The following is a 23,655-nucleotide window of genomic DNA, read 5'->3' as shown; positions in this document are numbered from 1 at the left end:
TTACCCCCGCAATCCGGCGATGGCCGCGTCGGCCGCGGCGCGCGCGCGCGCGTCCTGTTCCAGCACCGCCTCGATCGACGGGGCCGGGCCGTGCGGCACCGCGTCCATGACCCTGGCGATCACCCGGTCGATGTCGCGGAAACCGATGCGGCGCTCGAGGAAGGCCGCCACCGCCACCTCGTTGGCGGCGTTCAGCAGGGCCGGCGCGGTGCCGCCCGCGCGCAGGGCGGCGAAGGCCAGCGCCAGGCAGGGGAAGCGCGCGAAGTCCGGCTTGTGGAACTGGAGCGCGGCCATCGTGGTCAGGTCGAGCTGGGCCACGCCGGAATCGATGCGCTCGGGGAAGGCCAGCGCGTGCGCGATCGGGGTGCGCATGTCGGGGTTGCCGAGCTGGGCCAGCACCGAACCGTCGACGTAGGACACCATCGAGTGGATCACGCTCTGCGGGTGGATCACCACCTCGATCAGCTCGGCCGGCGCGCCGAACAGCCAGTGGGCCTCGATCACTTCCAGGCCCTTGTTCATCATGGTGGCCGAGTCGACCGAGATCTTGCGGCCCATGACCCAGTTGGGGTGCTTGCAGGCCTCGTCCGGGGTCACCTCGCCGAGCGTCTCGACGGCGCGGTTGAGGAAGGGGCCGCCCGAGGCGGTCAGCAGGATCTTTGCCACGCCGGCGTCCTGAGGCGCGCGCGCATACTGCTGGGGCAGCGACTGGAAGATCGCATTGTGCTCACTGTCGATGGGCAGCAGGCCGGCCTTGTGCTCCTTGACCGCATCCATGAAGAGCTGGCCGGACATGACCAGGGCTTCCTTGTTCGCCAGCAGCACCTTCTTGCCGGCGCGGGCGGCGGCCAGGGTCGGGGCCAGGCCGGCGGCGCCGACGATGGCGGCCATCACGGTGTCGGTATCAGGGCTGGAGGCGATGTCGCACAGGGCCTGCTCGCCGTACTCGACCGAGATGCCGAGATCGCCGACCAGGGCCGCCAGCCGGGCGGCGGCCTCGGCCGTGCCGACCACCGCGCGCTGCGGGCGGTAGGCGCGGCAGGCGGCGGCCAGTTCCTCGACGCGGCCGTGGGCGGAGAGCGCATACACGCGGTAGCGCTCCGGATGGCGGGCGAGCACGTCGAGGGTCGAGGCGCCGATGCTGCCGGTGGCGCCCAGGATGGTGATGCGTTGCATGGTGAGCTTCCTTCTAGAGCCAGGCGCCGATCAGGGCTGCCAGTGGCAGGACCGGGACCAGGGCGTCGATCCGGTCCAGCACGCCGCCGTGGCCGGGCAGCAAATTGCTGCTGTCCTTCATCTCGGCGCGGCGCTTGAGCTGGGATTCGAACAGGTCGCCGACCACGCTGGCCGCGACGATGAGGATGAGCACGGCGTACATGCCGAGCCAGCCGATGCTGGCCTGCACATGCGCCGCGAAGGTGTTGCCGAAGATCTCGCCACCCACCAGCACGGTGACGGTGGCCAGCACCAGTACGGCGATGCAGCCGCCGATCGCCCCTTCCCAGGTCTTGCCCGGGGAAATCGAGGGCGCCAGCTTGCGCTTGCCGAAGGCCTTGCCCGAGAAATAGGCGAACACGTCGGCCACCCAGACGATCGCCATCACCGACAGCAGGTAGAGGGCGGAATACGAAAACAGGGTCACGATGGCGGCGAAGCAGCCGACCACGGACAGCGCGTACAGCAGGCTGAGGGTGGTGTTGGTGCTCGATGCCAGGGGCGGCAGGCCGAACTTGAGCGTGGGCGCGAAGCGCAGCACCCACAGCAGCACGCTGATCGCGAACCAGAAGGTGGTGGCGGTCGGCGCGGTGTAGAAGAAGGCGTAGCCGAAGGCGGCGGTCCAGAACAGCGCGATCAGGGGCGCGTGCCTGGAGCCGGGGTTGAACAGGCGGAAGGATTCCCAGATCGCGGCCCCGAAGAAGAGGCAGGCCACTACCGCGAACGCCGTGAAATTATTGGAATACAGCACCGGCAGCAGGACTGCCAGCAGGAGGAGCGCGGTAAGGATCCGGGTTTTCAGCATCAGTTGGTCTTCTTCGCTACTTGTTCGCCGGTCTGGCCGAAGCGGCGCTCGCGCTGCTGGTAGGAGGCGATCGCTTCGTCCAGCGATTCCGGCGTGAAATCCGGCCAGAAGGTCTGGGTGAAGTAGAGCTCCGAGTAGGCGAGCTGCCACAGCAGGAAGTTCGAGATCCGCTCTTCCCCGCCGGTGCGGATGAAGAGATCGGGCTCGGGCGCATAGGCCATCGCCAGGTGGGGCGCCAGCATGTCTTCGGTGAATTCCTGGGCGCCCGGGTGGGCCGCCACCATCTTGCTCGTTGCCTGCATGATATCCCAGCGTCCGCCGTAGTTGGCGCACACGGTGACGGTGAGGCGGCTGTTGTTGGCGGTGCGGCGCTCGGCGGCGGCGATCAGTTCCTGCAGCTTGGGGTCGAAACGGCTGAGGTCGCCCACCACCTTGAGGCGGATGTTATTGGCGTGCATCTTCGACACTTCGCGCTCGAGCGCGGTGACGAACAGGCGCATCAGCAGCGAGACTTCCTCGGCCGGACGGCGCCAGTTTTCCGAGGAAAAGGCGAACAGGGTCAGGTATTCCACCCCGCGTTCGACGCAGTGCTCGACGACCCCGCGCACGGCTTCGACGCCCTTGACGTGGCCGGCCACGCGCGGCAGGAAGCGCTTGGTCGCCCAGCGGCCGTTGCCGTCCATGATGATGGCGATGTGGCGCGGCACCTTCGGCGTCTCGGGAACAACAGTGGTCGAACTTTTGAACATCTTTACTTCCAGCTGGGCTGCCGGCAGCGCGTCCGGGGACGGGGCTGCGATCAGCGGTGGCACAAATCGCCAATCATAAGGGACACGGACCGGCCGCGGCAAGTTGCCGGGGCCGGTCCGCCAGAGCCATGGTAACCGGGACTTACACGGTCATGATGTCTTTTTCTTTGTCGGCCAGCAGCTTGTCGATCTCGGTGACGAACTTGTCGGTCAGCTTCTGGATCTCGTCCGAGGCGCGGCGCTCCTCGTCTTCCGAGGCGGTCTTGTCCTTGACCATTTTCTTGAGCGCTTCGTTGGCGTCGCGGCGGATGTTACGCACGGCGATCTTGGCGTCCTCGCCTTCCGACTTGGTCAGCTTGACCATTTCCTTGCGGCGCTCTTCGGTCAGCGGCGGGGTCGGCACGCGGATGGTGTCGCCCTGGGCCGAAGGGTTCAGGCCGAGGTCGGAGTCGCGGATCGCCTTCTCGATGGTGCTGGCCATTTTCTTCTCGAACGGGGTCACGCCGATGGTGCGGGCGTCGATCAGGGTCAGGTTGGCGACCTGGGCCAGCGGAGTCGGCGAGCCGTAGTACTCGACCATGACGGAATCGAGGATGCCGGCGTGGGCGCGGCCGGTGCGGACTTTGGCCAGGTTGGCTTTCAGGGTGTCGATGGACTTGGCCATGCGGTCCTGGGCATTCTTTTTCACGTCAGCTAAGGACATGCTGCTCTCCTGTTGTTCTAGGTAAAAAATTAATCAAACGTGTACCAGTGTACCTTCGTCCTCGCCCATGATCACGCGTTTGAGCGCGCCGGGCTTGACGATGGAGAAGACCTTGATCGGCAGCTTCTGGTCGCGGCACAGGGCGAACGCGGTGGCGTCCATCACCTGCAGGTGCTTGGCGATCGCTTCGTCGAAGGAGATCGATTCGTAGCGGGTGGCGTGCGGGTCTTTCTTGGGGTCGGCGGTATAGACGCCGTCGACCTTGGTCGCCTTGAGGACGATCTCGGCCGAGATTTCCGAGCCGCGCAGGGCGGCGGCGGTGTCGGTGGTGAAGAAGGGGTTGCCGGTGCCGGCGGCGAACACGACGACCTTGCCTTCTTCCAGGTATTGCAGGGCTTTGGGGCGCACGTAGGGCTCGACCACCTGCTCGATGCTGATGGCCGACATCACGCGCGCGGTGATGCCGACGTGGCGCATGGCGTCGGCCAGGGCCAGGGCGTTCATGACGGTGGCGAGCATACCCATGTAGTCGGCGGTGGCGCGGTCCATGCCCTGGGCGCCCGGAGCGACGCCGCGGAAGATGTTGCCGCCGCCGATCACGACCGCCACCTGCACGCCCAGTTTCGCCACTTCCGCCACGTCCGCCACCATGCGGTCGATGGTCGCGCGGTTGATGCCGAACGCGTCATCGCCCATCAGCGCTTCGCCAGACAGTTTCAGAAGGACTCGTTGGTAGGCTGGTTTGGTCATGATGAAGCGGCTCCTATGTGATGTTTCGAATTCGGTTCCGACCGCGCCTTTGCGGGGCGGGGTCTCATCTGCCCCTGGGGGAGATGGCGTGCTGCTGTTCGGGCGCTGCGCGGTGTGCGCTCGAGGTGTGCATTTAACTTGGGTTCCCGCCTGCGCGGGAACGACGGTCTTTGGGCTGCGGGACACAACAGCTCCTTCAGCCCGCTACTCGTATACGTCATCCCGGCGAAGGCCGGGATCCAAGTTTGCGTGCGATCCGGCAGCGCCAACACCCGCCCGCGCCATCGCACAACCCTCGCGCCCTAAAAAAACGGGCCTTGCGGCCCGCTTTTCGATTACTGCTTGTTGGCAGCCATCTGTGCTGCGACTTCTGCTGCGAAGTCGTCGACTTTCTTCTCGATGCCCTCGCCCACCACGTACATGGTGAAGCCCTTGACGGTGGTGTTGGCCGCCTTCAGCATCTGCTCGATCGACTGCTTGTCGTTCTTCACGAATGCCTGGTTCAGCAGCGACACTTCCTTCAGGTACTTCTGCACCGAACCGTCGATACGCTTGGCGACGATCTCGGCCGACTGCGGCTGCTTGCCTTCGGCGACGGCCTTGTCGGCGTCTTCCTTGGCTTTCAGCTCGGCAACCGAACGCTCTTTCTCGATCAGGTCGGCCGGCACTTGCTCAGCCGACAGGGCGACCGGCTTCATCGCAGCGATGTGCATGGCCAGGTCCTTGCCCACTTGCTCGTCGGCGCCGTCGAAGTCGACGATCACGCCGATGCGCGAGCCGTGCAGGTAGGAAGCCAGCTTGCCGGTGGTCTCGAAGCGCTGGAAGCGGCGAACGGTCATATTCTCGCCGATTTTACCGATCAGTGCCGTACGCACGTCGTCGAAGGTCTTGCCTTCGTGCGGCAGCGCGGCCAGGGCGGCGACGTCAGCCGGGTTCTTTTCGGCGACCAGGCGGGCGGCCAGGTTGGCCATGGCCAGGAATTCTTCGTTCTTGGCGACGAAGTCGGTTTCGCTGTTGATTTCGACCAGCGCGCCGACCTTGCCGGAGATGTAAGCCGCCACCACGCCTTCAGCGGTGATGCGCGAAGCGGCCTTCGATGCCTTGCCGCCCAGCTTGACGCGCAGGATCTCTTCGGCACGGCCCATGTCGCCGTCGGCTTCGGTCAGTGCCTTCTTGCACTCCATCATCGGTGCGTCGGTCTTGGCGCGCAGTTCGCCCACCATCGCTGCAGTAATCGCTGCCATGTTGTCTTCTCCTAAATGTTGATCCAGCTTGCGGTCCGCGCTCGGGCGTCCCGCGGGTATTCAGCTTAAAAAAAGGGGGGCTCGTGGTACGGCGCCCCCTCTTCTGTCAAGGCAGGCATCGCGCCTGCCCTTCAATTATGCCTGCTCGGAAACTTCGACGAAGTCGTCGCCGGCAGCCTTGACCATCTCAACGACTTCGTTGGTGGCGTTGGCGCGGCCTTCCAGGATCGCATCGGCGACGCCGCGTGCGTACAGGGTGATCGCTTTCGACGAGTCGTCGTTACCCGGGATCACGTGGGTCACGCCTTCCGGCGAGTGGTTGGTGTCGACCACGCCGATGACCGGGATGCCCAGCTTGCCGGCTTCGGTGACGGTGCCCTTGTGGTAGCCGACGTCGACCACGAAGATCGCGTCCGGCACGCCGCCCAGGTCCTTGATGCCGCCGATCGACTTCTGCAGCTTGACCAGTTCGCGGTTGAACATCAGGGCTTCTTTCTTCGACATCTTCTCGACCGAACCGTCTTCGATCGCGGCTTCCATGTCCTTCAGGCGCTTGATCGAGGTCTTGATGGTCTTGAAGTTGGTCAGCATGCCGCCCAGCCAGCGCTGGTCGACGTAAGGCACGCCCGCGCGCTGTGCTTCAGCGGCGATGATGTCGCGCGCCTGGCGCTTGGTGCCCACCATCAGGATGGTGCCGCGGTTGGCGGCGATCTGCTTGATGGTCTTCATCGCATCCTGGTACATCGCCATGGTCTTTTCCAGGTTGATGATGTGGATCTTGTTGCGATGACCAAAGATGTACGGCGCCATCTTCGGATTCCAGAAACGGGTCTGGTGGCCGAAGTGGATACCGGCTTCCAGCATTTCGCGCATAGTAACGGACATGTAATTCTCCAGGGTTGGGTCTTGAATGCGGCCAGTCACCTTGTAGGCACCCTTTGGCGGCCGCACTCGCGATTTCAATAAAAATGAGTCTGTTTTTACAACATTGCTCGATGCGAATACGAGCAACCCGAGATTCTAGCGGCTTCGCGGCGCTTTTTCAAGCATTTCCGCCCTATGGAAGCCCTGCCCGCCCCTGACCGGTCCGGCAACATCCATTATAATGGCGCGATATTGCCGCAGCAGCCGCTCCGGCCCACCGTTGCGAGAAGTACGAACAATCTATGCCCATTTCCATCAAGACCCCGGAAGAGATCGAAGGCATGCGCCTGGCAGGACGCCTGGGCGCCGAAGTCCTGGATTACCTGACCCCCTTCGTCAAGCCCGGCGTGACGACCGGCGAACTCGACCGCCTGGCCCACGAGTACATGCTCAATGTCCAGGGCACCACCCCGGCGCCGCTGAACTACGCCCCGCCCGGCTACACCCCCTTCCCGAAATCGATCTGCACCTCGGTCAACGACGTGATCTGCCACGGCATCCCGGGCGACAAGGTGCTCAAGAACGGCGACGTGCTCAACATCGACGTCACCGTCATCAAGGATGGTTTCCACGGCGACAACAGCCGCATGTTCTACGTGGGCGAGCCCTCGATCCTGGCGCGCCGCCTGTCCGAAGTCACCTATGAGTGCATGTGGCTGGGCATCGCCAAGGTCAAGCCGGGCGCCCACCTGGGCGACATCGGCCACGTGATCCAGCAGCACGCCGAGAAGCACGGCTACAGCGTGGTGCGCGAATTCTGCGGCCACGGCATCGGCCGCGTGTTCCACGAGGAGCCTCAGGTGCTGCACTACGGCCGCCCGGGCACCCTCGAGAAGCTGGAAGCGGGCATGATCTTCACCATCGAGCCGATGATCAACGCCGGCCGCCGCGAGATCAAGGAAATGCAGGACGGCTGGACCATCAAGACCAAGGACCGCAGCCTGTCGGCCCAGTGGGAGCACACCGTGCTGGTCACCGAGACCGGTTTCGAGATCCTGACCCAGTCGGCCGGCACCCCGGCCCCGCCGGCGATCGTGCTGCCGCTGCTGAACCAGGCTCCGGCTCCCGCCCCGGCCCCCGCACTCACCGCCTGAGCCCATGGGCCACGCCGCGCTTCTCGACACCACCCGCAGCGAGCTGCGCGCTCGCCTGAAGGCCGAACGCCAGGCCGTGTTCGACGCTTTCCGCGAAGACGGCAAGCCCGAGAAACTGCTGCGCAACCTGCGCCACGTGGTCGACGGCGTGCTGGCCGACGCCTGGCGCGCGGCCGGCCTGCCGGCCAACACCGCCCTGGTGGGCGTGGGCGGCTACGGGCGCGGCGAGCTGTTTCCCTATTCCGACGTCGACCTCCTGATCCTGCTCGGCCAGCGTCCCGACGCCATCACCCAGGCGCGCCTGGAAGCCCTGGTCCAGCTGCTGTGGGACCTGGGCCTGGAGATCGGCCACAGCATCCGCACCGTGGACGAGTGCATGGTCGAATCCGGGGCCGACATCACCGTGCAGACCAGCCTGCTGGAAGCGCGCCTGGTGACCGGCGACGCCGCCCTGTTCGGGGAGCTGCAGCGGCGCTACCGCGAGGCCCTCGACCCGCAGGCCTTCTTCCAGGCCAAGACCGCCGAGATGCGCCTGCGCCACGCCAAGTACGAATACACGGCCTTCGCGCTCGAGCCGAACTGCAAGGAGAGCCCGGGGGCGCTGCGCGACCTGCAGGTGATCCTGTGGGTGGCCAAGGCCGCCGGCCTGGCCGAATCCTGGGGCCAGCTCGCCACCCGCGGCCTGATCACCCGCATGGAAGCGCGCCAGCTGATGGAAAAGGAGCGCGCCTTCAAGGACATCCGGATCCGCCTGCACCTGCACACAAAGCGGCGCGAGGACCGGCTGGTATTCGACGTCCAGACCGCGATCGCCAAGACCTTCGGCCTGTCGTCCAGCGGCGACGGCCCGAACGCGCGCCGCGCCAGCGAATACCTGATGCAGCGCTACTACTGGGCGGCCAAGACCGTCACCCAGCTCAACACCATCCTGCTGCAGAACATCGAAGCCCAGCTGTTCCCGCACCCGGCCTGCCCGGTGCCGATCAACGAGCGCTTCAACGAAGTGGGCGGCCTGATCGACATCGCCGCCGACGACACCTTCGAGAAGACGCCTTCGGCCGTGCTCGAGATCTTCGTCGCCATGACCGAGCGCCCGGACATCAAGGGCATGACGGCGCGCGCCACCCGCGCCCTGTGGCATGCGCGCACCCGCATCGACAGCGCCTTCCGCGCCGACCCGGGCAACCGCGCCCTGTTCCTCCGCATCCTGCAGGCCCCGGTCGGCCTGCTGCACGCGCTGCGCCGCATGAACGAATTCGGCATCCTCGGGCGCTACCTGCCGGCCTTCCGCAAGATCGTCGGCCAGATGCAGCACGACCTGTTCCACGTCTACACCGTGGACCAGCACATCATGATGGTGGTGCGCAACCTGCGCCGCTTCACGATGACCGAGCACGCCCACGAATACCCCTTCTGCAGCCAGCTGATCGCCAATTTCCGCGACCGCTGGCTGCTCTACGTGGCCGCGCTCTTCCACGACATCGCCAAGGGCCGCGGCGGCGACCATTCCAAGCTGGGCATGGACGACGCCCGCCAGTTCTGCGTCGAGCACGGGCTGTCGGAGGAGGACACGGAACTGGTGGTGTTCCTGGTCGAGCAGCACCTGACCATGTCCCAGGTGGCGCAGAAGCAGGACCTGTCCGACCCCGACGTGATCGCCGCCTTCGCCGAGGTGGTGCGCGACGAGCGCCACCTGACCGCCCTCTACCTGCTGACGGTGGCCGACATCCGCGGCACCAGTCCCAAGGTCTGGAACGCCTGGAAGGCCAAGCTGCTGGAAGACCTGTACAAGGTGACCCTGCGGGTGCTGGGCGGCGAGCCGCATTCGGCCGACCGCGAGCTGCGCGCGCGCCAGCGCGAAGCCCTGGCCACCCTGCGCCTGTTCGGCCTGGACGCCAATGCCCACGAAGCCCTGTGGGACCAGCTCGACGTCGCCTACTTCCTGCGCCACGACGCCTCCGACATCGCCTGGCAGACCCGCGCCCTGCACGACAAGGTGGACAGCGACAAGCCGGTGGTGAGGGCGCGCCTGGCGCCGATCGGCGAAGGCCTGCAGGTGGCGGTCTACATCAAGGACCAGCCCGACCTGTTCGCGCGCATCTGCAGCTATTTCGACCGCAAGAACTTCAGCATCCTGGACGCCAAGATCCACACCACGCGCCACGGCTACGCGCTGGACAGCTTCCTGGTCACGGCCGAAGGCTTCGCCGGCAGCTACCGCGACATCATCAGCCTCATCGAGCACGAGCTGTGCGCCCTGCTGCTGTCCCAGGAGCCGTTGCCGCCGCCGGCGCGCGGGCGCCTGTCGCGCATGTCGCGCAGCTTCCCGATCACGCCCACCGTGGACCTGCGCCCGGACGAGCGCGGCCAGTTCCACGTGCTCTCGGTGGCCGCCAACGACCGCATGGGCCTGCTGTACGCGATCGCCAGCGTGCTGACCCGCTACCGCATCAACCTGCATACCGCCAAGATCATGACCCTGGGCGAGCGCGTCGAGGACGTCTTCCTCATCGACGGCGCCGCCCTGAACAACCCGCGCGTCCAGGTCCAGCTCGAGACCGAGCTGCTGGACGCGCTCAAGATCTGATTCCCTTTCTCTTTTTTACCCGCATTACCGATGACCGAACCGCTCCGCCTGTCCAAACGCATGTCCGAACTCGGCCTGTGCTCCCGCCGCGAGGCCGATGACTGGATTGCCAAGGGCTGGGTGCGGGTCGACGGCAAGGTGGTCAACGAGCTGGGCAGCAAGGTGCTGCCGCACCAGAAAATCACGGTCGAACGCCAGGCGGCGGCCGAGCAGTCCAAGCGCGTCACGGTCCTGATCAACAAGCCGGTCGGCTTCGTCAGCGGCCAGGCCGAGGACGGCTACAAGCCGGCGGTCACCCTGATCAAGCCCGAGAACCGCTGGGCCGAGGATCCCTCACCCGAGCAGTTCCACCCGACCCAGTTGCGCAGCCTGGTGCCGGCCGGGCGCCTGGACATCGACTCGGTCGGCCTGCTGGTCCTGACACAGGACGGCCGCATCGCCAAGCAACTGATCGGCGAGAACACGGCGATCGACAAAGAATACCTGGTGCGGGTGCAGTACACCAAGCCGGGCAAGCTGCCGGACGCCGATCTCAAGAAGCTCAACCACGGCCTGTGGATGGACGGCAAGCCGCTGCTGCCGGCCAAGGTGCGCTGGCAGAACGAGGACCAGCTCAGTTTCGTGCTCAAGGAGGGCCGCAAGCGCCAGATCCGGCGCATGTGCGACATGGTGGGGCTGAAAGTGATCGGCCTGAAACGGGTGCGCATCGGCCGCGTGAAGCTGGGCGACTTGCCGCCGGGGCAGTGGCGCTACCTGGGCGCAGACGAGAGTTTCTGATTTCACGGCCATCGCGTTTCCCGACGCCAAGAAATAACCGGGTCGTAACTGTCGGTTTACTTTACATCCGCGACATCCGGTTGAGTCACCGTAAGACAAATCCTACGTAAACTCAGGTATTTAGGTGACATGGCATGCCCTTTGCATTGCTTCAGGCATTACAACAAGTCTGAAAGGGATCGTCATGAAGTTGTCCAAACTCAAAGCCGCTGCAATCGCCGCAATCGCCGGCAGCGCGTTGCTGTGCGGCGCTGCCCAAGCCATTCCAATTGCGGATAAGCTCATCGGCTCCAAATTGCTCGGCAATTCCGGCAATCCGGATCTCTTACTTGAATTCGAGGACTTGACCGGCAATGATTACGTCGAGGCCGATCTAGTGCGCGATGACTCCCCGACCGCATACTGGGACTCCGGCTTCTGGGTCATCGACGTGGCGCCTGCCCAGCCGGGCTTCTTCGTGATGAAGTTCGGCACCGGCTCCTTCCCGGCGGGCACTGCCGATCACTATTTCTTTGAAAACGTCGAGGACTTGACGCAGCTGGTCTTTACCAGCGAGCAGGTGAGCGGCCTGGCCCCGAACTGCACGGCCCCAACCACTACCACCACTGCCAAGGCCGGAGGCGGGGGCGGAGGCAAGCCGCCCAAGGATCCGAAACCGGCGGCGGCCACTTGTGAAATCGGGCGCCTGAGCCACTGGGTCTACGTGGGTGAGCCGGGTGGTGGCGGGGGCGGCGGTGGGCAGGTGCCGGAGCCGGCCAGTCTCGCCCTGCTGGGCGCCGGCCTGGCCGGCATGCTGCTGCGCCGTCGTCGCTGAACGCCAGCCGGTAAACGAAAAAGGCGCCGCAGGGCGCCTTTTTCCCTCTGGTGGTCGCTCTTCAGCGTACGGTGACGCTAACGCTGCTGGTGCTGGCATTGCCCGCCGCGTCGCGTGCGGTGGCCGAGACGGTATGCACACCGAGGCCCGACTTGCGCGTATTCCAGCTGTACGACAGCGAGCCGCCCTTCCCGGTCACCACCGCCTTGCCGTCGACCAGCAGCGTGGTGGTGATATTCGCGGCGCCCGCATCGTCCGAGGCGCTCAGGCTCACCGTCACCGTGCCGCTCACGCTGCCGCCGTTGACCGGATTGTTGATCGCCACGGTCGGCGCGGTCGTGTCCTTGGCGATCACGGTGGTGGTGTTGGCCACGTTGACCGCCACGGCCGCCGAGGCGCCCGCATTGCCGGCCGCGTCGTAGGCGACGGCGACCAGGCTGTTCATGCCGTTGGCGACACCCTTCGAATCCCAGCTGAAGCTGTAGGGCGCGGCGCTGTCGACCGCGACCACCGTGCCGTTGACCTTCAGTTCCACCCGCGTCACGCCCACGTTGTCGCTGGCGTTCACGGTCACCGGCACCACGCCCGACACCGAGCTGCTGGCAAGCGGCGCGGCAATGCTGGCCACCGGCGCGCTCGCGTCGACCGGCTGGACGTAGCCGACAGCGGCGGCCACTGCGGCATCGGCATTCACGCGGCCGTAGCCGAACACCGGGTCACGTCCGGCGACGCCCAGGTCCAGCGAAGTCTTGAACAGCAGCGCCTCGATCTGCTCGCCGCTGAGGTCGGGGCGCGCGGCCATCATCAGGCCGGCCACGCCGGCGGCCACCGGGCTGGCGAAGGAGGTGCCGTTCCAGGCCGAGTAGCCGCTGGTACCGCTGGTGGTCCAGATGCCGGAACCCGGCGCCGACAGCGAGACGAAGCTGCCCCAGCTCGAGAAGCTCGACTTCCTGTCGTAGCTGTCGGTGGCCGACACGATGATGAAGGAAGTATCCGGGATGACGTTTTCGTCGATGTTGTTGTTGCCGGCCGAGATGAACACCAGGCCGCCCTTGCTCTTCATGTATTTCGAGGCGCTCTTGATCGACGAACTGCCGGCAATCCCGACATAGCTGACGTTGGCGATGCGCGCGCCATGGTCGGCGGCGTAAGTGATGCCGCTGGCGATGGTGCTGAAATAGGCCCAGCAGCCCTTGGTGCTGTCCAGGTAGGCGACCCGCACCGGCATGATCTTCGCGCTGCCCGCCACGCCGGCCACGCCGAGGGCGTTGTTGGTGCTGGCCGCCGCGGCGCCGGCCACCGCGGTGCCATGGCCGCAGACGTCGGCGACGTTGGTGTTGTTGTCGTAGAGGTTGTAGCCGGGCACCACGCGGTCCTTCAGGTCCGGGTGGCCGATATTCACGCCGCTGTCCAGGATGGCGATGGTCACGCCGGCGCCCTGGCTGCGATCCCAGGCGCTCGGGGCGCCGATCTTGCCGATGTGCCAGGCGCTGCCGATGTAGGGGTCGTTGACGGCCACGCCTGCCTGCACCTTGCGGTCCAGTTCGGCGAACTTGATTTCCGGGCGGCGCGAGAGCTTTTCGACAGCGTCCTGCTCCGACAGGCCGGGCGGCAGGTCGACCACGTGCATGCGGCTCTGGCCCAGCTTGCGCTTCTTGCCGCCGCCGTGCAGCTTCAAGACCTTGTCGAATTCGGCGTCGGAGAGGCCGGCCTTGGCCTCGACCAGGATGCGTCCTCTTGCGAACTCTTCTCCTGGCGCCGCCTGGGCGCCTACAGCCCAGCCCAGGGCCAGGATGGCGGTGGCGATCGACGCGGTGGTCTTGTGCAGGGAGAAGGTGGTGGAGGTGTGCATGCTAGCGGTTCCTGTTCAATAAGTAAGGACAGGATTGCTAGCGAACACGACGGCGCACGAACGCAATGCGTTCAGCAGGCACTCGGGTCGGTTTTCTGGCAGTCCTGCCGTCATCGAGCCCGAAGGCTCATTAGACCGTTGACTTTGCGTCCTCCGCTTTCGCGGAGTTTGCCCTTTTCAGATGCTGAGCCGAGTATAGGGGGAAAAATTCCGTGTGACAACCGGTTTCAATCAAATCGGGTAAAAGTTTCTTTTGATCACCTATTCCAAAGGGTCGACATTATGCTCTCTCCTCTGAAGACCGCGTGACGGAGAACAACATTGCAGTATATGCCACAGCTGTGTTCAGAATTGAAACTGTGATGCATTGCGGTTACTAATGGTTGTTCTCCGACCATCTTTCAGGTCGCATTGCGGTCCGCAAGGAACTGCTGGGCGCGCGGGTGCTGCGGCCGGGTGAAGAAGGCCTCGGGCGTACCCTGCTCCAGGATCTCGCCCTCGGCCATGAACAGCACCCGGTCCGACACTTCCCGCGCGAACCCCATCTCATGGGTCACGCAGACCATGGTCATGCCGCCATGGGCCAGCTTGCGCATGACCTGCAGCACCTCGCCCACCATCTCGGGATCGAGGGCGCTGGTCGGCTCGTCGAACAGCATGATGGGCGGACGCATCGCCAGGGCGCGCGCGATCGCGACCCGCTGCTGCTGGCCGCCCGAGAGTGCGTTCGGATAGGCGTCGCGCTTGTGCGCGAGGCCCACCTGCTCCAGCAGTTCGAGCGCATAGGCGCGCGCTTCGGCGGCGCTGGCGCGCTTGAGCTGGACCGGAGCCAGGGTGCAGTTCTCCAATACCGTCAGGTGCGGGAACAGGTTGAAGTGCTGGAACACGAAGCCGATCCCGGCGCGCAGCTGGTTGACGTCCAGCCCCTTGGCATGGATGTCGCGACCGTCGATCTCGATGCGGCCGCCGTCGATCTCCTCGAGCCGGTTGAGGGTGCGGATCAGGGTCGACTTGCCCGAACCCGAGGGCCCGCACACCACCACCACTTCGTTCTTCTCCACGCGCGCGCTCACGCTGCGCAGGGCGTGGTAGTCGCCGTACCACTTGTTGACTTGATCGAGCACGATCATAGCGATGCGTCCTTTAGGATGCCTGCACGGCCCTGCGCTGCAGGCGCCGCTCGAGCAGGAAGGCCAGCCGCGAGAGGCCGAAACAGAGGATGAAATAGCTCAGCGCCAGGATCAGGTAGACCTCGACCGCCTGGGTGAACACGAGGGTGTTGACCTGGGTGGCGATGAAGGACACTTCCGACAGGCCGATGATATAGCCGAGCGAGGTGGCCTTGATGGTCGACACCAGCTGGCTCACGATCGAGGGCAGCCCGTTGCGCAAGGTCTGGGGCAGCACCACCAGGCGCAGCGCCTGCGGATACGACAGGCCGAGCGAACGTGCGCTCTCCAGCTGCCCCTTGGGCAGCGCGCGGATGCCGGCGGCGACGATCTCGGCCAGGTAGATGCTGTCGAACAGCACCAGCACCAGCAGCATGGTGGTGGCCTGCCCCGTCTTCACGCCGGTCACGGCCGGCAGGAAGAAGTAAACCCAGAACACCACCAGCAGCAGCGGCACCCCGCGCACCAGCTGCACCACGGCCGCCACCGGCCAGCTCAGCAGACGATGGCTGCTGACGCGCGCGATCCCGAGCAGCAGGCCGAGCGGCATGGCCAGCAGCAGCGCGGCGCCGGACAGCAGCACGGTCAGGCTCAGGCCGCCAAGCGGACCGTCGGGATATTGGCCGACCAGGAAGTACAGCCAGTAGGTATCGATCAGTTCGAGCATGTGGACTTCAAGCCGGGCGGACCGGATAACGGCGCTGGTAGAGGTGGGCCGCCAGCGAGATCAGCAGCGACACGCTCAGGTAGGCCAGGGTCGCGAAGGTGAAGGCCTCGACGCTGCGGAAACTCGCGGTTTCCACGCGCGCGGCCTGGTACATCATCTCGGCGGCGCCGATCACGGTGGCCACGCTGGTGTCCTTCCACAGGTTGACGGTCTGCGACAGCAGCGGCGGCACCGAGGCGCGCAGGGCCTGGGGCAGCAGCACCAGGCGCACCGCCTGGATGCGTCCGAGGCCGAGCGAACGCGCCGCTTCGAGCTGGGTGGCGGGCACCGCGCGGATGCCGCTGCGGATGTCCTCGGCCATGTGCACGCCGCTATAAAGCGTGAGCGCGATCACCGCGCACACCGCTTCCGGATTGTGCGCGTACAGGAATTCGCGCGCCGCTTCCGGCAGCAGTTCGGGAAAGGCGAAATACCAGAACAGCAGATGGGCCAGCAGGGGCACGTTGCGGATGCCCTCGACGATCGCGGCGCCGGCGGCGCGCAGCGGCGCGGCGGTCGAGGTGCGCATCAGCGCCACCAGCGCGCCGAAGGGCAGCGCGAACACGAAGCTGATCGCGGTCAGCTGCAGCGACAGGACAAGGCCCTGCACCAGCCAGTCATGGTACTGGCCGGACTGCAGGATGGTCGGATCGAAAAACTGCAAGATGCGGGACTCGGACGCAGGACTCAGATCTTGTCGGTGCTGATCTTGAACGCGCGCTTGGCGATGTTGGCGCGGGTGCCCGGGCCGTACCACTTGTTGAACAGCTGCTCGGCCTGGCCGCTGGCTTCCAGCTCGCGCAGGGTCTCGTCGACCACCGCCTTGAGGTTCTTCTCACCCTTGCGCAGGCCCATCGCGATCGATTCGTTGCCGATCGAGGTCGGCAGGATGGTGAAGCCCTTGGCGGCCGGCCCCAGCTTGCCGTAGTCGGCCAGCAGCGAGGATTCGTCGTTGACGTAGGCGATGCCCTTGCCCTGGCGCAGGGCCTGGAAAGCCTGCTGGGTGTTCTCGAAGGTCACCACCTCGGCGTTCGGCACGGCCTTGCGGATATTGGTTTCCTGGGTGCCGCCGCGCACCGTGACCACCTTCTTGCCGGCCAGCTGGGCAATCGCGGTGATGCCGCTGGCGCTGCGCACCATGACCTTCGAGCCGGTGACGAAGTGGGTCAGGGCGAAGTCGACCTGGGCTTCGCGCTCCTTGTTGTGAGTCAGGGTCGCGGCCAGGATGTCGACGTGGCCCTGCTGCAGCTCGGGGATGCGGGCGGCCACGGCCATCTGCTTGAACACCGGCTTGACGCCGATTTTCTTTGCGACGGCGGTGGCCAGGTCGATCTCGTAGCCGACCAGCTGGCGGGTCTTGGGTTCGATGAAGCTGTTCGGCTCATCGGTGCCGAGCACGCCGAACACGATCTCGCCCTTTTTCTTGATGTCCGCCAGCTGGTCGGCTTGTGCGCCGGCGGCGGCAAGCTGGGCGGAAAGGGCGATTGCGCCCAGGACGAAGTGACGACGGCTGAACATGAAGTGCTCCAAAAGCTAAAAATATTCGATCCCAGCAGTATAAGGCAAGCGCTTATATGCCAAAACGAATAAATTACAATAAGAAAATGCTCAGTTGGCTATAAAGGCCGAGTTTCCGGTGGTGACGCGTGCGCCGGCGGCCCCAAGCCGGCGGCACAATGCTCATCAACCAAGCTATGCGGAGACCCCATGCTGCTCGTCACCTATAACGTCAACGGTATCACCAGCCGCCTGCCCGCCCTGCTCCAGTACCTCGAGGAACGCCGTCCGGACGCGGTCTGCCTGCAGGAACTGAAGGCGCCGCAAGAAAAATTCCCGGAGGCGGCGATCCGCGACGCCGGCTACCACGCGATCTGGCACGGACAGAAGAGCTGGAACGGGGTGGCGATCCTGACCCGCGACGGCCCGGCCCAGGAGACCCACCGGGGGCTGCCGGGCGACCCAAGCGACGAGCAGAGCCGCTACATCGAGGCAGCTTACAACGGCATCCTGATCGGCTGCCTCTACCTTCCGAACGGTAACCCGGCGCCGGGGCCAAAGTTCGACTACAAGCTGGCCTGGTTCGAGCGCCTGATCAAGCGCGCCCAGGAACTGCTGGACGCGCACATCCCGGTGGTGCTGGCCGGCGACTACAACGTGATGCCGACCGACATCGACGTCTACAAGCCGGAACGCTGGCTGACCGACGCCCTGTTCCGTCCCGAGACCCGCGAGGCCTTCCACCGGCTGGTGGACCAGGGCTGGACCGACTCGCTGCGCGCCATGCACCCGGACGAGCGCATCTATACCTTTTGGGACTACTTCCGCGACGCCTTCGGGCGCGACGCCGGGCTGCGCATCGACCACCTGCTGCTCAGCCCCACGCTGGCGCCGGCACTCAAGGCGGCCGGGGTCGACAAGTTCGTGCGCGCGCGGGAAAAGCCCAGCGACCACGCGCCGACCTGGATCGAGCTCGACCTGGACGCCCTCCAGCCCTGAGCCGTGTCCCGGCATCCGCCCTACCCGACCACGCCGGACGGCCGCTACTTCGTCGTGCGCGGGCGCTTGTGGCGTTCCAGCGATCCCGCGTTGGCCCCGGCGCTGCGCGAGCGGCTCGTGCATGAACTGATGGAGGCCAGGCGGCGCGTCGGCCTGGCCCGGAAGGCCGGCGACACCGAGGGAGAAAAGACGGCGCGCGCCGCCGTCGACGCGGCCAAGCGCGCCCTGGGCGAGCGCGGACCGGTGTGGTGGAGCGACGGCGCCCCCGACCTCAACCGGCGGATGGTCGCCAACACCCCCTACGCCGCGTGGTACGCGGCGCTCGGGGCGCTTGAAGCGACCTAGATGGCGGGGCCGTCGGGCCGGCGCAGCCGGCTCAGTTGAAGCTCAGCCCGTTACCGTTCGCATTGCCGACCTTCTTGCCCTTCAGGTCGATCGTGAAGTGGTCGCTCGGCTTGGCCGAACCCAGGCCCTTGAAGATTGCGAACACCTGCTTGAACTGGTGCTGGAACGGGGCCTGCACCGGGTTCTGGTCCGAGAGCTTGTCGCCGACCCGTACTAGCGCCGCCGGCGCCTCGGGGAAGGCCTTCATCAGCACCTTGTACTGGCTCACGCGCTCCGTGCCCATGTCGCGCAGCGCCAGCTCGCCCGCGTACACGGTGCGGTGGAAGTCGCCGTAGAACTCGTAGGGCGTGATCTTCGCGAAGGAGTCCAGCGTGAGGCCGGCGCTGCCCGCCAGCTTCTCGGCGCGCATGGTGGCATCGGCCCAGTCGGCGTTGAGCTGGCTCGCGGCCACCGGCGCACCAGACGCCGCGCCCGCGCCGAAGCAGGCAGCGGTCAGCGGCAGCACGCCCGGCACGTCCTTGAGCTGGGCCAGCGTGACCTTGCTCTGCAATTGCGAGAGGATCAGCATCTGCTTGCCGTTCAGGGACATCGCCGCTTCCTTCATCTCGCAAGGCCAGTACTCGTCCATGAAGCGCAGGCGCGACAGCTCGCCGAAATAATTGCGCGTGTATTCGCCGTACGAACGGGTGTCGAGGATGGCGCGGTCCCAGCGCTTGGCCACGTCGGCCGGCAGGGTGCTGCCCTTCAGGTAGTCGTTCTCGACCTGGTAGTAGGGGAACAGCTCGTTGAAGCGCGCCACCGAGTTCAGGGCCACGGTCTGGACGTCGATGGTGTCCAGGTCCTTGTAAGTGATGATCTTGTAGGCCGCGCCGTAGACCGCCAGCGATGGCGACTGCACGTTGACCAGGTAGTTGCCGCTCGCATCGAGGAAGTCGTTGGTGCCGTTGAAGTGCATGTGGCCGCCCACGTGCATGCGCAGGCCGGTCGCGGCCACGCCGGCCGCGGTGGCGGCGTCGGGCACGCGCGCGGTCTGGAAGGCGCCCGGCTTGAAGGCGGCTTTCATGGCCTCGGTCTGGTTGGCGTAGAAGTCCATCACCGGATAGTGCGAGAAGGCCATCAGCTGCTTGCCCTCGGCCTTGGCGCGCGCGCTCACGCTCTTGATCCAGTCCACGAGGTGCAGCTTGTGGGTCAGCACCTTGTTCCAGCCGGCGTTGCCGGCGCCGTCATAGCCGCTGAATTTCTTCGGGTTGGCGGGGTCGAACTTCGCGTTCGGCACGAAGACGTTGGCGTCGATCGAGAGCAGCCACAGGCCTTTCACCGGCTCCACCAGGTAGCTGCTGTCGACCATGGTCGCGCACTTGGTATACGGCTTGCCCAGCTTGGCCTCGCCGGCCGCCTTGTAGGCGCCGCCGGAACCCTCGGCGCAGATCTCGAACTCGCGCTTGTTCACGGCCGCCTGGGCCTGGGCTTCCTCGAAGCTGTACTTGTTGCCGGTGTACTTGCTGAACGGGGTTTCCCAGTACAGGTCGGCCTTGTTCGGGTTGAAGCCGAATTCGCCCAGCTTGGCCATCAGCTTCTCGTAGCCCTGCTCCATCAGCTGGTCGGTGCAGACCACGGCCGGGTCCTTGGCCACGCAGGCCGCGTTCGAGCTCGCGTAGACCTTCTGCTCCTTGCCGTCCTTGGTCAGGAAGTCGTTCTTGCCCGCCTCCAGGTCGTCGAAGGGCTCGTTCGGATCGTGGTTGCCCGGCGCCAGGAAGAAGCGCATGCCCTTGGCCTGGTATTCCTTCAGCACCTCGGCGATGCCGTCGATGTTCATCGGCTGGGCGTCGTCGGAATAGTCGCCCGGGAAGGCGACGTGGCGGATGCCTTTCGCATAGGCGTCGTCGAGGGCGGCGCGGAAGGCGAAGTAATTCTCGTTGAACAGGCGGGTCGAGGTCAGCTGCGCGTACATCGTGCGGATGGTCGCGTTGCGGCCGTCCCTGGTCGGGATGCCGGCGAACTGGGTGCTCTTGAAGTCGCCGTAGACGTTGTGGAAGTGGACGTCCGACATGAAGGCGACGCTGGTGCTCGCGGGGGTCGGGCTTGGGGTCGGGGTCGAGACGGGTGGCTGCTCGGGCGCGGTCTTGACGGGCTCGGGAACGTCGCTGCTGCTGCAGGCGGCCAGCAGCGCCAGCGCGCCGAAGGTAAGGCCGAGGCGGCTCGGGGCGAAACGGGACATGCATTACTCCGGTTGTCGAAAAGTGCCGGCATGGTTGCACTGTTGCATGACCGTATAATGACAATTCCGACAAGTATGGAAACGATGCCAACGTATGCTGACACCTGAACAACTCGCCGGCTTCCTGGCCGCCGCCGTCCTCATCACCCTCTCGCCCGGCCCCGACAACCTGATGGTCCTGAGCCTGGGCATCGCCAAGGGCCGCGCGCGCGGCATCGCCTTCGGCCTGGGCTGCGCGCTCGGCTGCCTCAACCACACCGTGCTGGCGGTGATCGGGGTGAGCGCGCTGATCGCCGCCTCGCCGGCGGCCTTCACGGCCCTCAAGGTGGCGGGCGGCCTCTACCTGATCTGGATGGGCTGGCAGGCGATCCGCAGCCGTGGCGGAGCCCAGGTCGGCGCGGCCGGGGCCGTGAACGAGACGCCGGGGCGACTGTTCGTCAAGGGACTGGTGGCGAACTCGATCAATCCGAAGGTGGTGCTGTTCTTCCTGTCCTTCCTGCCGCAGTTCGTGGACGCTTCGCGCGGCGATGCGAACTGGCAGACGGCGGCGCTGGGGGTGGTGTTCACCCTGCAGGCGGCAGTGCTGTTTGGATTGCTGGGGTATTTCTCGGGGGCGATCGGTCAGTGGCTCAATCGCACGCCGACCGCGGGGATGTGGCTGGACCGAGTGGCCGGCGCGATCTTCATCGGCCTGGGGCTGCGCCTGATCGTGGCGCGCTAGCGCGGACTGCGCCCCTGGCACACGGGGCTGCGGCGCGGCCCTGGTCGGCCGCGCCGGAACGCCGGTTTCACTGCCAGGGGCAGGAGGATTACAGGCCGATCGCTACTGTCGCGGACTGCCCTTTCTTCGCCGGCACGGCCACTTCGAGCAGCTGGTGCTTGCCGTTCCAGTTGAAGGCAGCCGCCTTGCCGTCGATGCGCACGCTGCGCGGCTTGGCCTGGACGTTGTGGACCTTGAGCGTGAACGCGCGCGGCGCGGCGCTGTAGGCCTTGCCGGTCTCGGTCTCGAAGCCGATCTCCAGCTTCCCGTCCGCGTAGCGGCTGGCGAAGCGCACGATCTCGTACTGGCCCTTGTCGTAGGCGTCCGCGGTTTCGCCGTCGTCGTCGTACAGCTTGCCGTTCGAGGAGGCCACCGAGGCGTCATGGTAGTAGTGCAGGTCGATGCGGCGGCTGTCGTAGTCGCGCGTGGTCTGGGCGACCTTGGCCATCGGGATGAAGGCGCCCGCGCGCACGTAGACCGGGATGTGCGCCTCCTCCGGCTTGACGATTTCCAGCACGCCTCCGCGATGCGCTTCGCCGGTATGGAAATCGAACCAGACCTGGCTCGAGGTCGGGAAGTAGACCTCGGAACGGGTCGCTCCCGGCTGCACCACCGGCGCGACCAGGAAGTCCGGGCCCCACAGGTAGGTGGTGGAGCGGTCGAAGGGCTTGTCCTGGTCGGTCTCGACGAACATCAGGGGACGCATCAGCGGCATGCCGGTGCGGCTGTTGTCGAAAGCGATGGTGTAGTTATACGGGAGCATGGCGTAGCGCAGCCACACCGCCTCGCGCGCCAGCACCTTGGTGCGCTCCTTGCGGAACACCGGCTCGGACGGCACGGCTTCCTGGGCATGCGGACGGAACACCGGCTGGAACACGCCGTACTGCAGCCAGCGCACGTAGAGCTCGTCGTCCTGCACAGGGCCGGCGAAGCCGCCCAGGTCGGAGTGCATGTAGGCCAGGCCCTGCATGCCCATCTGGAGCGCGATCTCCATCTGCGACTGCAGGCCGCCCCAGCCGCGGCTGACGTCGCCCGACCAGGGGATCAGGCCGTGCCGCTGCGAGCCCGAGTAACCGGCGCGCATCAGGATGAAGGGGCGCTCGTTGGGGAACTCCTTGCGGTAGCCGTCGGCGATCAGGCGCGCCCAGTCGTGGCCATAGACGTTGTGGACCTGGTCGGCGGTGCCGGCGGCGTGCACCAGGTCGGAGGGATGCATCTCCGGCTCGCCCAGGTCGCCCCACCAGCCGGTGACGCCGCCCGCCTTCAGTCCCTTGTAGATATTCCAGAACCAGTCGCGGCCTTCCGGCTTGTAGATGTCGATCAGGCCGGTGTTGCCGAAGTAGAAGTCATAGACGTAGGGTTTGCCGGCCTTGTCGGTGGCCAGCACCTGGCGCTCGACCGCTTCCTGCCAGCGCTTCGAGGTGGTGAGCACGAAGGGCTCGGTGATGACCACGGTCTTGACGCCCTTCTTCTTGAAGTCGGCCATCATCTGCTCGGCCTGGGGGAAGCTGTCGCGGTCCCAGTCCAGGTTGCCCATGGTGCCCTTGACCGTCTTGCCGAACCAGTACAGGTCGAGCACCACGGCGTCGAGCGGAATCTTCTCTTGCGCGAACCTGTCGACCACGGCGCGCGTCTCGGCCTCGGTCTTGTAGCCGAAGCGGCTGGCGAAGTTGCCGAAGGCCCAGCGCGGCGGCAGCGGCTGGCGCCCGGTCAGGCGGGTGTAGCCGTCCATCACCTCGTCCCAGCTCTCGCCGGCCACCACCTGGTAGGTCTTGCGGCCGCCGATCACCTCGTAGCGCAGGGTGCCGTCGCGGCGGCTGTCGAAATCGAGCCAGCCGGTCTGCGGATTGTCGAAGTGGATCGCGTACTTCTTGGAGGACAGCGCCACCGGAATCGTGTAGTTCAACAACTCGGAGCGGGCCCCGTAACCGTAGTCGGCCTTGTTATACAGGCGGAAGCGGTTGCCGCGCCGGTTCATGCCGACCGCGCGCGCGCCGGCGCCGTACAGGGCTTCGCCGTCTTCCAGCGCGAACTCGATCGTTTCCAGCTCGCCCCTGGCGTAGCCGCGCTTCTCGGCCACCAGCGGCTTGCCCTTGTAGGCATAGCTGATGCGGAACGGCTGCTTGTCGATGGTGACCGTGATGCCTTCGGTGGCGTAGGTCAGGCGGCCGCCCTCGTCCTTCAGGGTGGCGGCGACCGGGGCCGGCGGCAGCACCACTGCGTGCGAGGCCGAATCGGCGCGCTCGCCGCGCGGCACGAAGGTGGTCTCGACGATGTTGCTGGAGTACGGACGGATCAGGTAGCGGCCGTCGCTGGTGGCGATCTCGAGGGTGTTCTGGTCGCGCGTGACGCCCTGGAGCTGGCGGTCGGCGTTCTGGGCGAAGGCAAGCGGGCTGGCCAGGAGGCACAGCGCCAGGCGGGCAATCGGTGTCGTTGTCATGTCGTCG

At 66.0% G+C, this 23,655-nt stretch carries 21 protein-coding genes and 1 riboswitch; of the genes, 7 read left to right on the top strand and 14 right to left on the bottom strand.

Annotated features, from left to right (window positions below; genetic code table 11):
- The 7 genes from ispC to rpsB all read right to left on the bottom strand — a co-directional run bounded on the left by ispC (position 1) and on the right by rpsB (position 6,351).
- A complete protein-coding gene (gene ispC / locus B0920_RS04195; RefSeq protein WP_078031303.1) occupies positions 1-1,176 on the bottom strand; it encodes a 1-deoxy-D-xylulose-5-phosphate reductoisomerase in 1,176 nt (391 codons plus the stop codon).
- Positions 1,177-1,189: 13 nt separating this feature from the next.
- Positions 1,190-2,020, bottom strand: a complete 831-nt coding sequence (locus B0920_RS04190; protein ID WP_078031302.1) for a phosphatidate cytidylyltransferase — start codon at positions 2,018-2,020, stop codon at positions 1,190-1,192.
- Positions 2,020-2,769, bottom strand: coding sequence for a polyprenyl diphosphate synthase (gene uppS / locus B0920_RS04185; RefSeq protein WP_078031301.1), 750 nt, complete (start codon positions 2,767-2,769; stop codon positions 2,020-2,022). The genes B0920_RS04190 and uppS overlap by 1 nt, the downstream gene beginning before the upstream one ends.
- Positions 2,770-2,911: 142 nt before the next feature.
- Positions 2,912-3,472 (bottom strand): ribosome recycling factor, encoded by a 561-nt coding sequence (gene frr, locus B0920_RS04180; RefSeq protein ID WP_078031300.1) that lies wholly within the window; start codon positions 3,470-3,472, stop codon positions 2,912-2,914.
- A 33-nt stretch (positions 3,473-3,505) separates the two neighbouring features.
- Positions 3,506-4,222, bottom strand: coding sequence for a UMP kinase (pyrH, locus tag B0920_RS04175; RefSeq protein ID WP_078031299.1), 717 nt, complete (start codon positions 4,220-4,222; stop codon positions 3,506-3,508).
- A 335-nt stretch (positions 4,223-4,557) separates the two neighbouring features.
- The gene (tsf, locus tag B0920_RS04170) at positions 4,558-5,466 is read right to left on the bottom strand and encodes a translation elongation factor Ts (RefSeq protein ID WP_078031298.1); all 909 of its coding nucleotides are present in this window, start codon (positions 5,464-5,466) and stop codon (positions 4,558-4,560) included.
- A gap of 135 nt (positions 5,467-5,601) precedes the next feature.
- Positions 5,602-6,351 (bottom strand): 30S ribosomal protein S2, encoded by a 750-nt coding sequence (gene rpsB, locus B0920_RS04165; RefSeq protein WP_078031297.1) that lies wholly within the window; start codon positions 6,349-6,351, stop codon positions 5,602-5,604.
- 230 nt (positions 6,352-6,581) lie between these two features.
- Between rpsB and map the strand changes: the two genes are divergently transcribed.
- From map to B0920_RS26120, 4 genes are all read left to right on the top strand, one after another.
- Entirely contained in the window at positions 6,582-7,484 is a 903-nt protein-coding gene (gene map / locus B0920_RS04160; RefSeq protein WP_267873369.1) for a type I methionyl aminopeptidase, read from the top strand.
- Between the two features lie 4 nt (positions 7,485-7,488).
- Complete coding sequence (locus B0920_RS04155; protein WP_078031295.1) at positions 7,489-10,071, top strand: [protein-PII] uridylyltransferase; 2,583 nt, start codon at positions 7,489-7,491, stop codon at positions 10,069-10,071.
- Between the two features lie 30 nt (positions 10,072-10,101).
- Positions 10,102-10,848, top strand: a complete 747-nt coding sequence (locus B0920_RS04150; RefSeq protein ID WP_078031294.1) for a pseudouridine synthase — start codon at positions 10,102-10,104, stop codon at positions 10,846-10,848.
- A 184-nt stretch (positions 10,849-11,032) separates the two neighbouring features.
- Positions 11,033-11,662, top strand: a complete 630-nt coding sequence (locus B0920_RS26120; protein ID WP_078031293.1) for a PEP-CTERM sorting domain-containing protein — start codon at positions 11,033-11,035, stop codon at positions 11,660-11,662.
- Between the two features lie 61 nt (positions 11,663-11,723).
- On the opposite strand, the gene B0920_RS04140 is transcribed toward B0920_RS26120, so the two are convergent.
- The 5 genes from B0920_RS04140 to B0920_RS04120 form a co-directional block, all read right to left on the bottom strand.
- Positions 11,724-13,514: a S8 family serine peptidase gene (locus tag B0920_RS04140; protein WP_078031292.1), complete on the bottom strand. Its 1,791-nt coding sequence runs from the start codon at positions 13,512-13,514 to the stop codon at positions 11,724-11,726.
- Positions 13,515-13,608: 94 nt separating this feature from the next.
- Positions 13,609-13,697: riboswitch (cyclic di-GMP riboswitch) on the bottom strand.
- Between the two features lie 218 nt (positions 13,698-13,915).
- Positions 13,916-14,644 carry an amino acid ABC transporter ATP-binding protein gene (locus B0920_RS04135; protein WP_078031291.1) on the bottom strand — a complete coding sequence of 243 codons (729 nt, stop codon included), beginning with the start codon at positions 14,642-14,644 and terminating at the stop codon, positions 13,916-13,918.
- 13 nt (positions 14,645-14,657) lie between these two features.
- Positions 14,658-15,350: an amino acid ABC transporter permease gene (locus B0920_RS04130; protein WP_078031290.1), complete on the bottom strand. Its 693-nt coding sequence runs from the start codon at positions 15,348-15,350 to the stop codon at positions 14,658-14,660.
- Between the two features lie 7 nt (positions 15,351-15,357).
- A complete protein-coding gene (locus B0920_RS04125) occupies positions 15,358-16,053 on the bottom strand; it encodes an amino acid ABC transporter permease (RefSeq protein WP_078031289.1) in 696 nt (231 codons plus the stop codon).
- A gap of 23 nt (positions 16,054-16,076) precedes the next feature.
- Positions 16,077-16,907 carry an ABC transporter substrate-binding protein gene (locus tag B0920_RS04120; protein WP_078031288.1) on the bottom strand — a complete coding sequence of 277 codons (831 nt, stop codon included), beginning with the start codon at positions 16,905-16,907 and terminating at the stop codon, positions 16,077-16,079.
- 189 nt (positions 16,908-17,096) lie between these two features.
- On the opposite strand from B0920_RS04120, the gene xth reads away from it, so the two are divergent.
- Positions 17,097-17,885 (top strand): exodeoxyribonuclease III, encoded by a 789-nt coding sequence (gene xth, locus B0920_RS04115; protein WP_078031287.1) that lies wholly within the window; start codon positions 17,097-17,099, stop codon positions 17,883-17,885.
- A 3-nt stretch (positions 17,886-17,888) separates the two neighbouring features.
- A complete protein-coding gene (locus B0920_RS04110) occupies positions 17,889-18,230 on the top strand; it encodes a hypothetical protein (RefSeq protein ID WP_078031286.1) in 342 nt (113 codons plus the stop codon).
- A 31-nt stretch (positions 18,231-18,261) separates the two neighbouring features.
- Here B0920_RS04110 and B0920_RS04105 read toward each other — a convergent pair whose 3' ends face one another.
- Complete coding sequence (locus B0920_RS04105) at positions 18,262-20,448, bottom strand: metallophosphoesterase (protein WP_078031285.1); 2,187 nt, start codon at positions 20,446-20,448, stop codon at positions 18,262-18,264.
- A gap of 94 nt (positions 20,449-20,542) precedes the next feature.
- On the opposite strand from B0920_RS04105, the gene B0920_RS04100 reads away from it, so the two are divergent.
- A complete protein-coding gene (locus B0920_RS04100) occupies positions 20,543-21,169 on the top strand; it encodes a LysE family translocator (RefSeq protein ID WP_078031284.1) in 627 nt (208 codons plus the stop codon).
- 88 nt (positions 21,170-21,257) lie between these two features.
- On the opposite strand, the gene B0920_RS04095 is transcribed toward B0920_RS04100, so the two are convergent.
- Positions 21,258-23,648, bottom strand: a complete 2,391-nt coding sequence (locus B0920_RS04095; RefSeq protein WP_078031283.1) for a TIM-barrel domain-containing protein — start codon at positions 23,646-23,648, stop codon at positions 21,258-21,260.
- Between the last annotated feature and the right edge of the window lie 7 nt (positions 23,649-23,655).

This window comes from Massilia sp. KIM (assembly GCF_002007115.1).
GTDB lineage: Bacteria > Pseudomonadota > Gammaproteobacteria > Burkholderiales > Burkholderiaceae_D > Telluria.
The sequence above is the reverse complement of the archived record's forward strand: the minus strand, read 5'-3'. Positions and strand labels throughout refer to the sequence as shown.

Coding starts and splice junctions, on each gene's coding strand:
- ispC (WP_078031303.1), bottom strand. CDS start 1,176: ATGCAACGCATCACCATCCTGGGCGCCACCGGCAGCATCGGCGCCTCG.
- B0920_RS04190 (WP_078031302.1), bottom strand. CDS start 2,020: ATGCTGAAAACCCGGATCCTTACCGCGCTCCTCCTGCTGGCAGTCCTG.
- uppS (WP_078031301.1), bottom strand. CDS start 2,769: ATGTTCAAAAGTTCGACCACTGTTGTTCCCGAGACGCCGAAGGTGCCG.
- frr (WP_078031300.1), bottom strand. CDS start 3,472: ATGTCCTTAGCTGACGTGAAAAAGAATGCCCAGGACCGCATGGCCAAG.
- pyrH (WP_078031299.1), bottom strand. CDS start 4,222: ATGACCAAACCAGCCTACCAACGAGTCCTTCTGAAACTGTCTGGCGAA.
- tsf (WP_078031298.1), bottom strand. CDS start 5,466: ATGGCAGCGATTACTGCAGCGATGGTGGGCGAACTGCGCGCCAAGACC.
- rpsB (WP_078031297.1), bottom strand. CDS start 6,351: ATGTCCGTTACTATGCGCGAAATGCTGGAAGCCGGTATCCACTTCGGC.
- B0920_RS04155 (WP_078031295.1), top strand. CDS start 7,489: ATGGGCCACGCCGCGCTTCTCGACACCACCCGCAGCGAGCTGCGCGCT.
- B0920_RS04150 (WP_078031294.1), top strand. CDS start 10,102: ATGACCGAACCGCTCCGCCTGTCCAAACGCATGTCCGAACTCGGCCTG.
- B0920_RS26120 (WP_078031293.1), top strand. CDS start 11,033: ATGAAGTTGTCCAAACTCAAAGCCGCTGCAATCGCCGCAATCGCCGGC.
- B0920_RS04140 (WP_078031292.1), bottom strand. CDS start 13,514: ATGCACACCTCCACCACCTTCTCCCTGCACAAGACCACCGCGTCGATC.
- B0920_RS04135 (WP_078031291.1), bottom strand. CDS start 14,644: ATGATCGTGCTCGATCAAGTCAACAAGTGGTACGGCGACTACCACGCC.
- B0920_RS04130 (WP_078031290.1), bottom strand. CDS start 15,350: ATGCTCGAACTGATCGATACCTACTGGCTGTACTTCCTGGTCGGCCAA.
- B0920_RS04120 (WP_078031288.1), bottom strand. CDS start 16,907: ATGTTCAGCCGTCGTCACTTCGTCCTGGGCGCAATCGCCCTTTCCGCC.
- xth (WP_078031287.1), top strand. CDS start 17,097: ATGCTGCTCGTCACCTATAACGTCAACGGTATCACCAGCCGCCTGCCC.
- B0920_RS04105 (WP_078031285.1), bottom strand. CDS start 20,448: ATGTCCCGTTTCGCCCCGAGCCGCCTCGGCCTTACCTTCGGCGCGCTG.
- B0920_RS04100 (WP_078031284.1), top strand. CDS start 20,543: ATGCTGACACCTGAACAACTCGCCGGCTTCCTGGCCGCCGCCGTCCTC.
- B0920_RS04095 (WP_078031283.1), bottom strand. CDS start 23,648: ATGACAACGACACCGATTGCCCGCCTGGCGCTGTGCCTCCTGGCCAGC.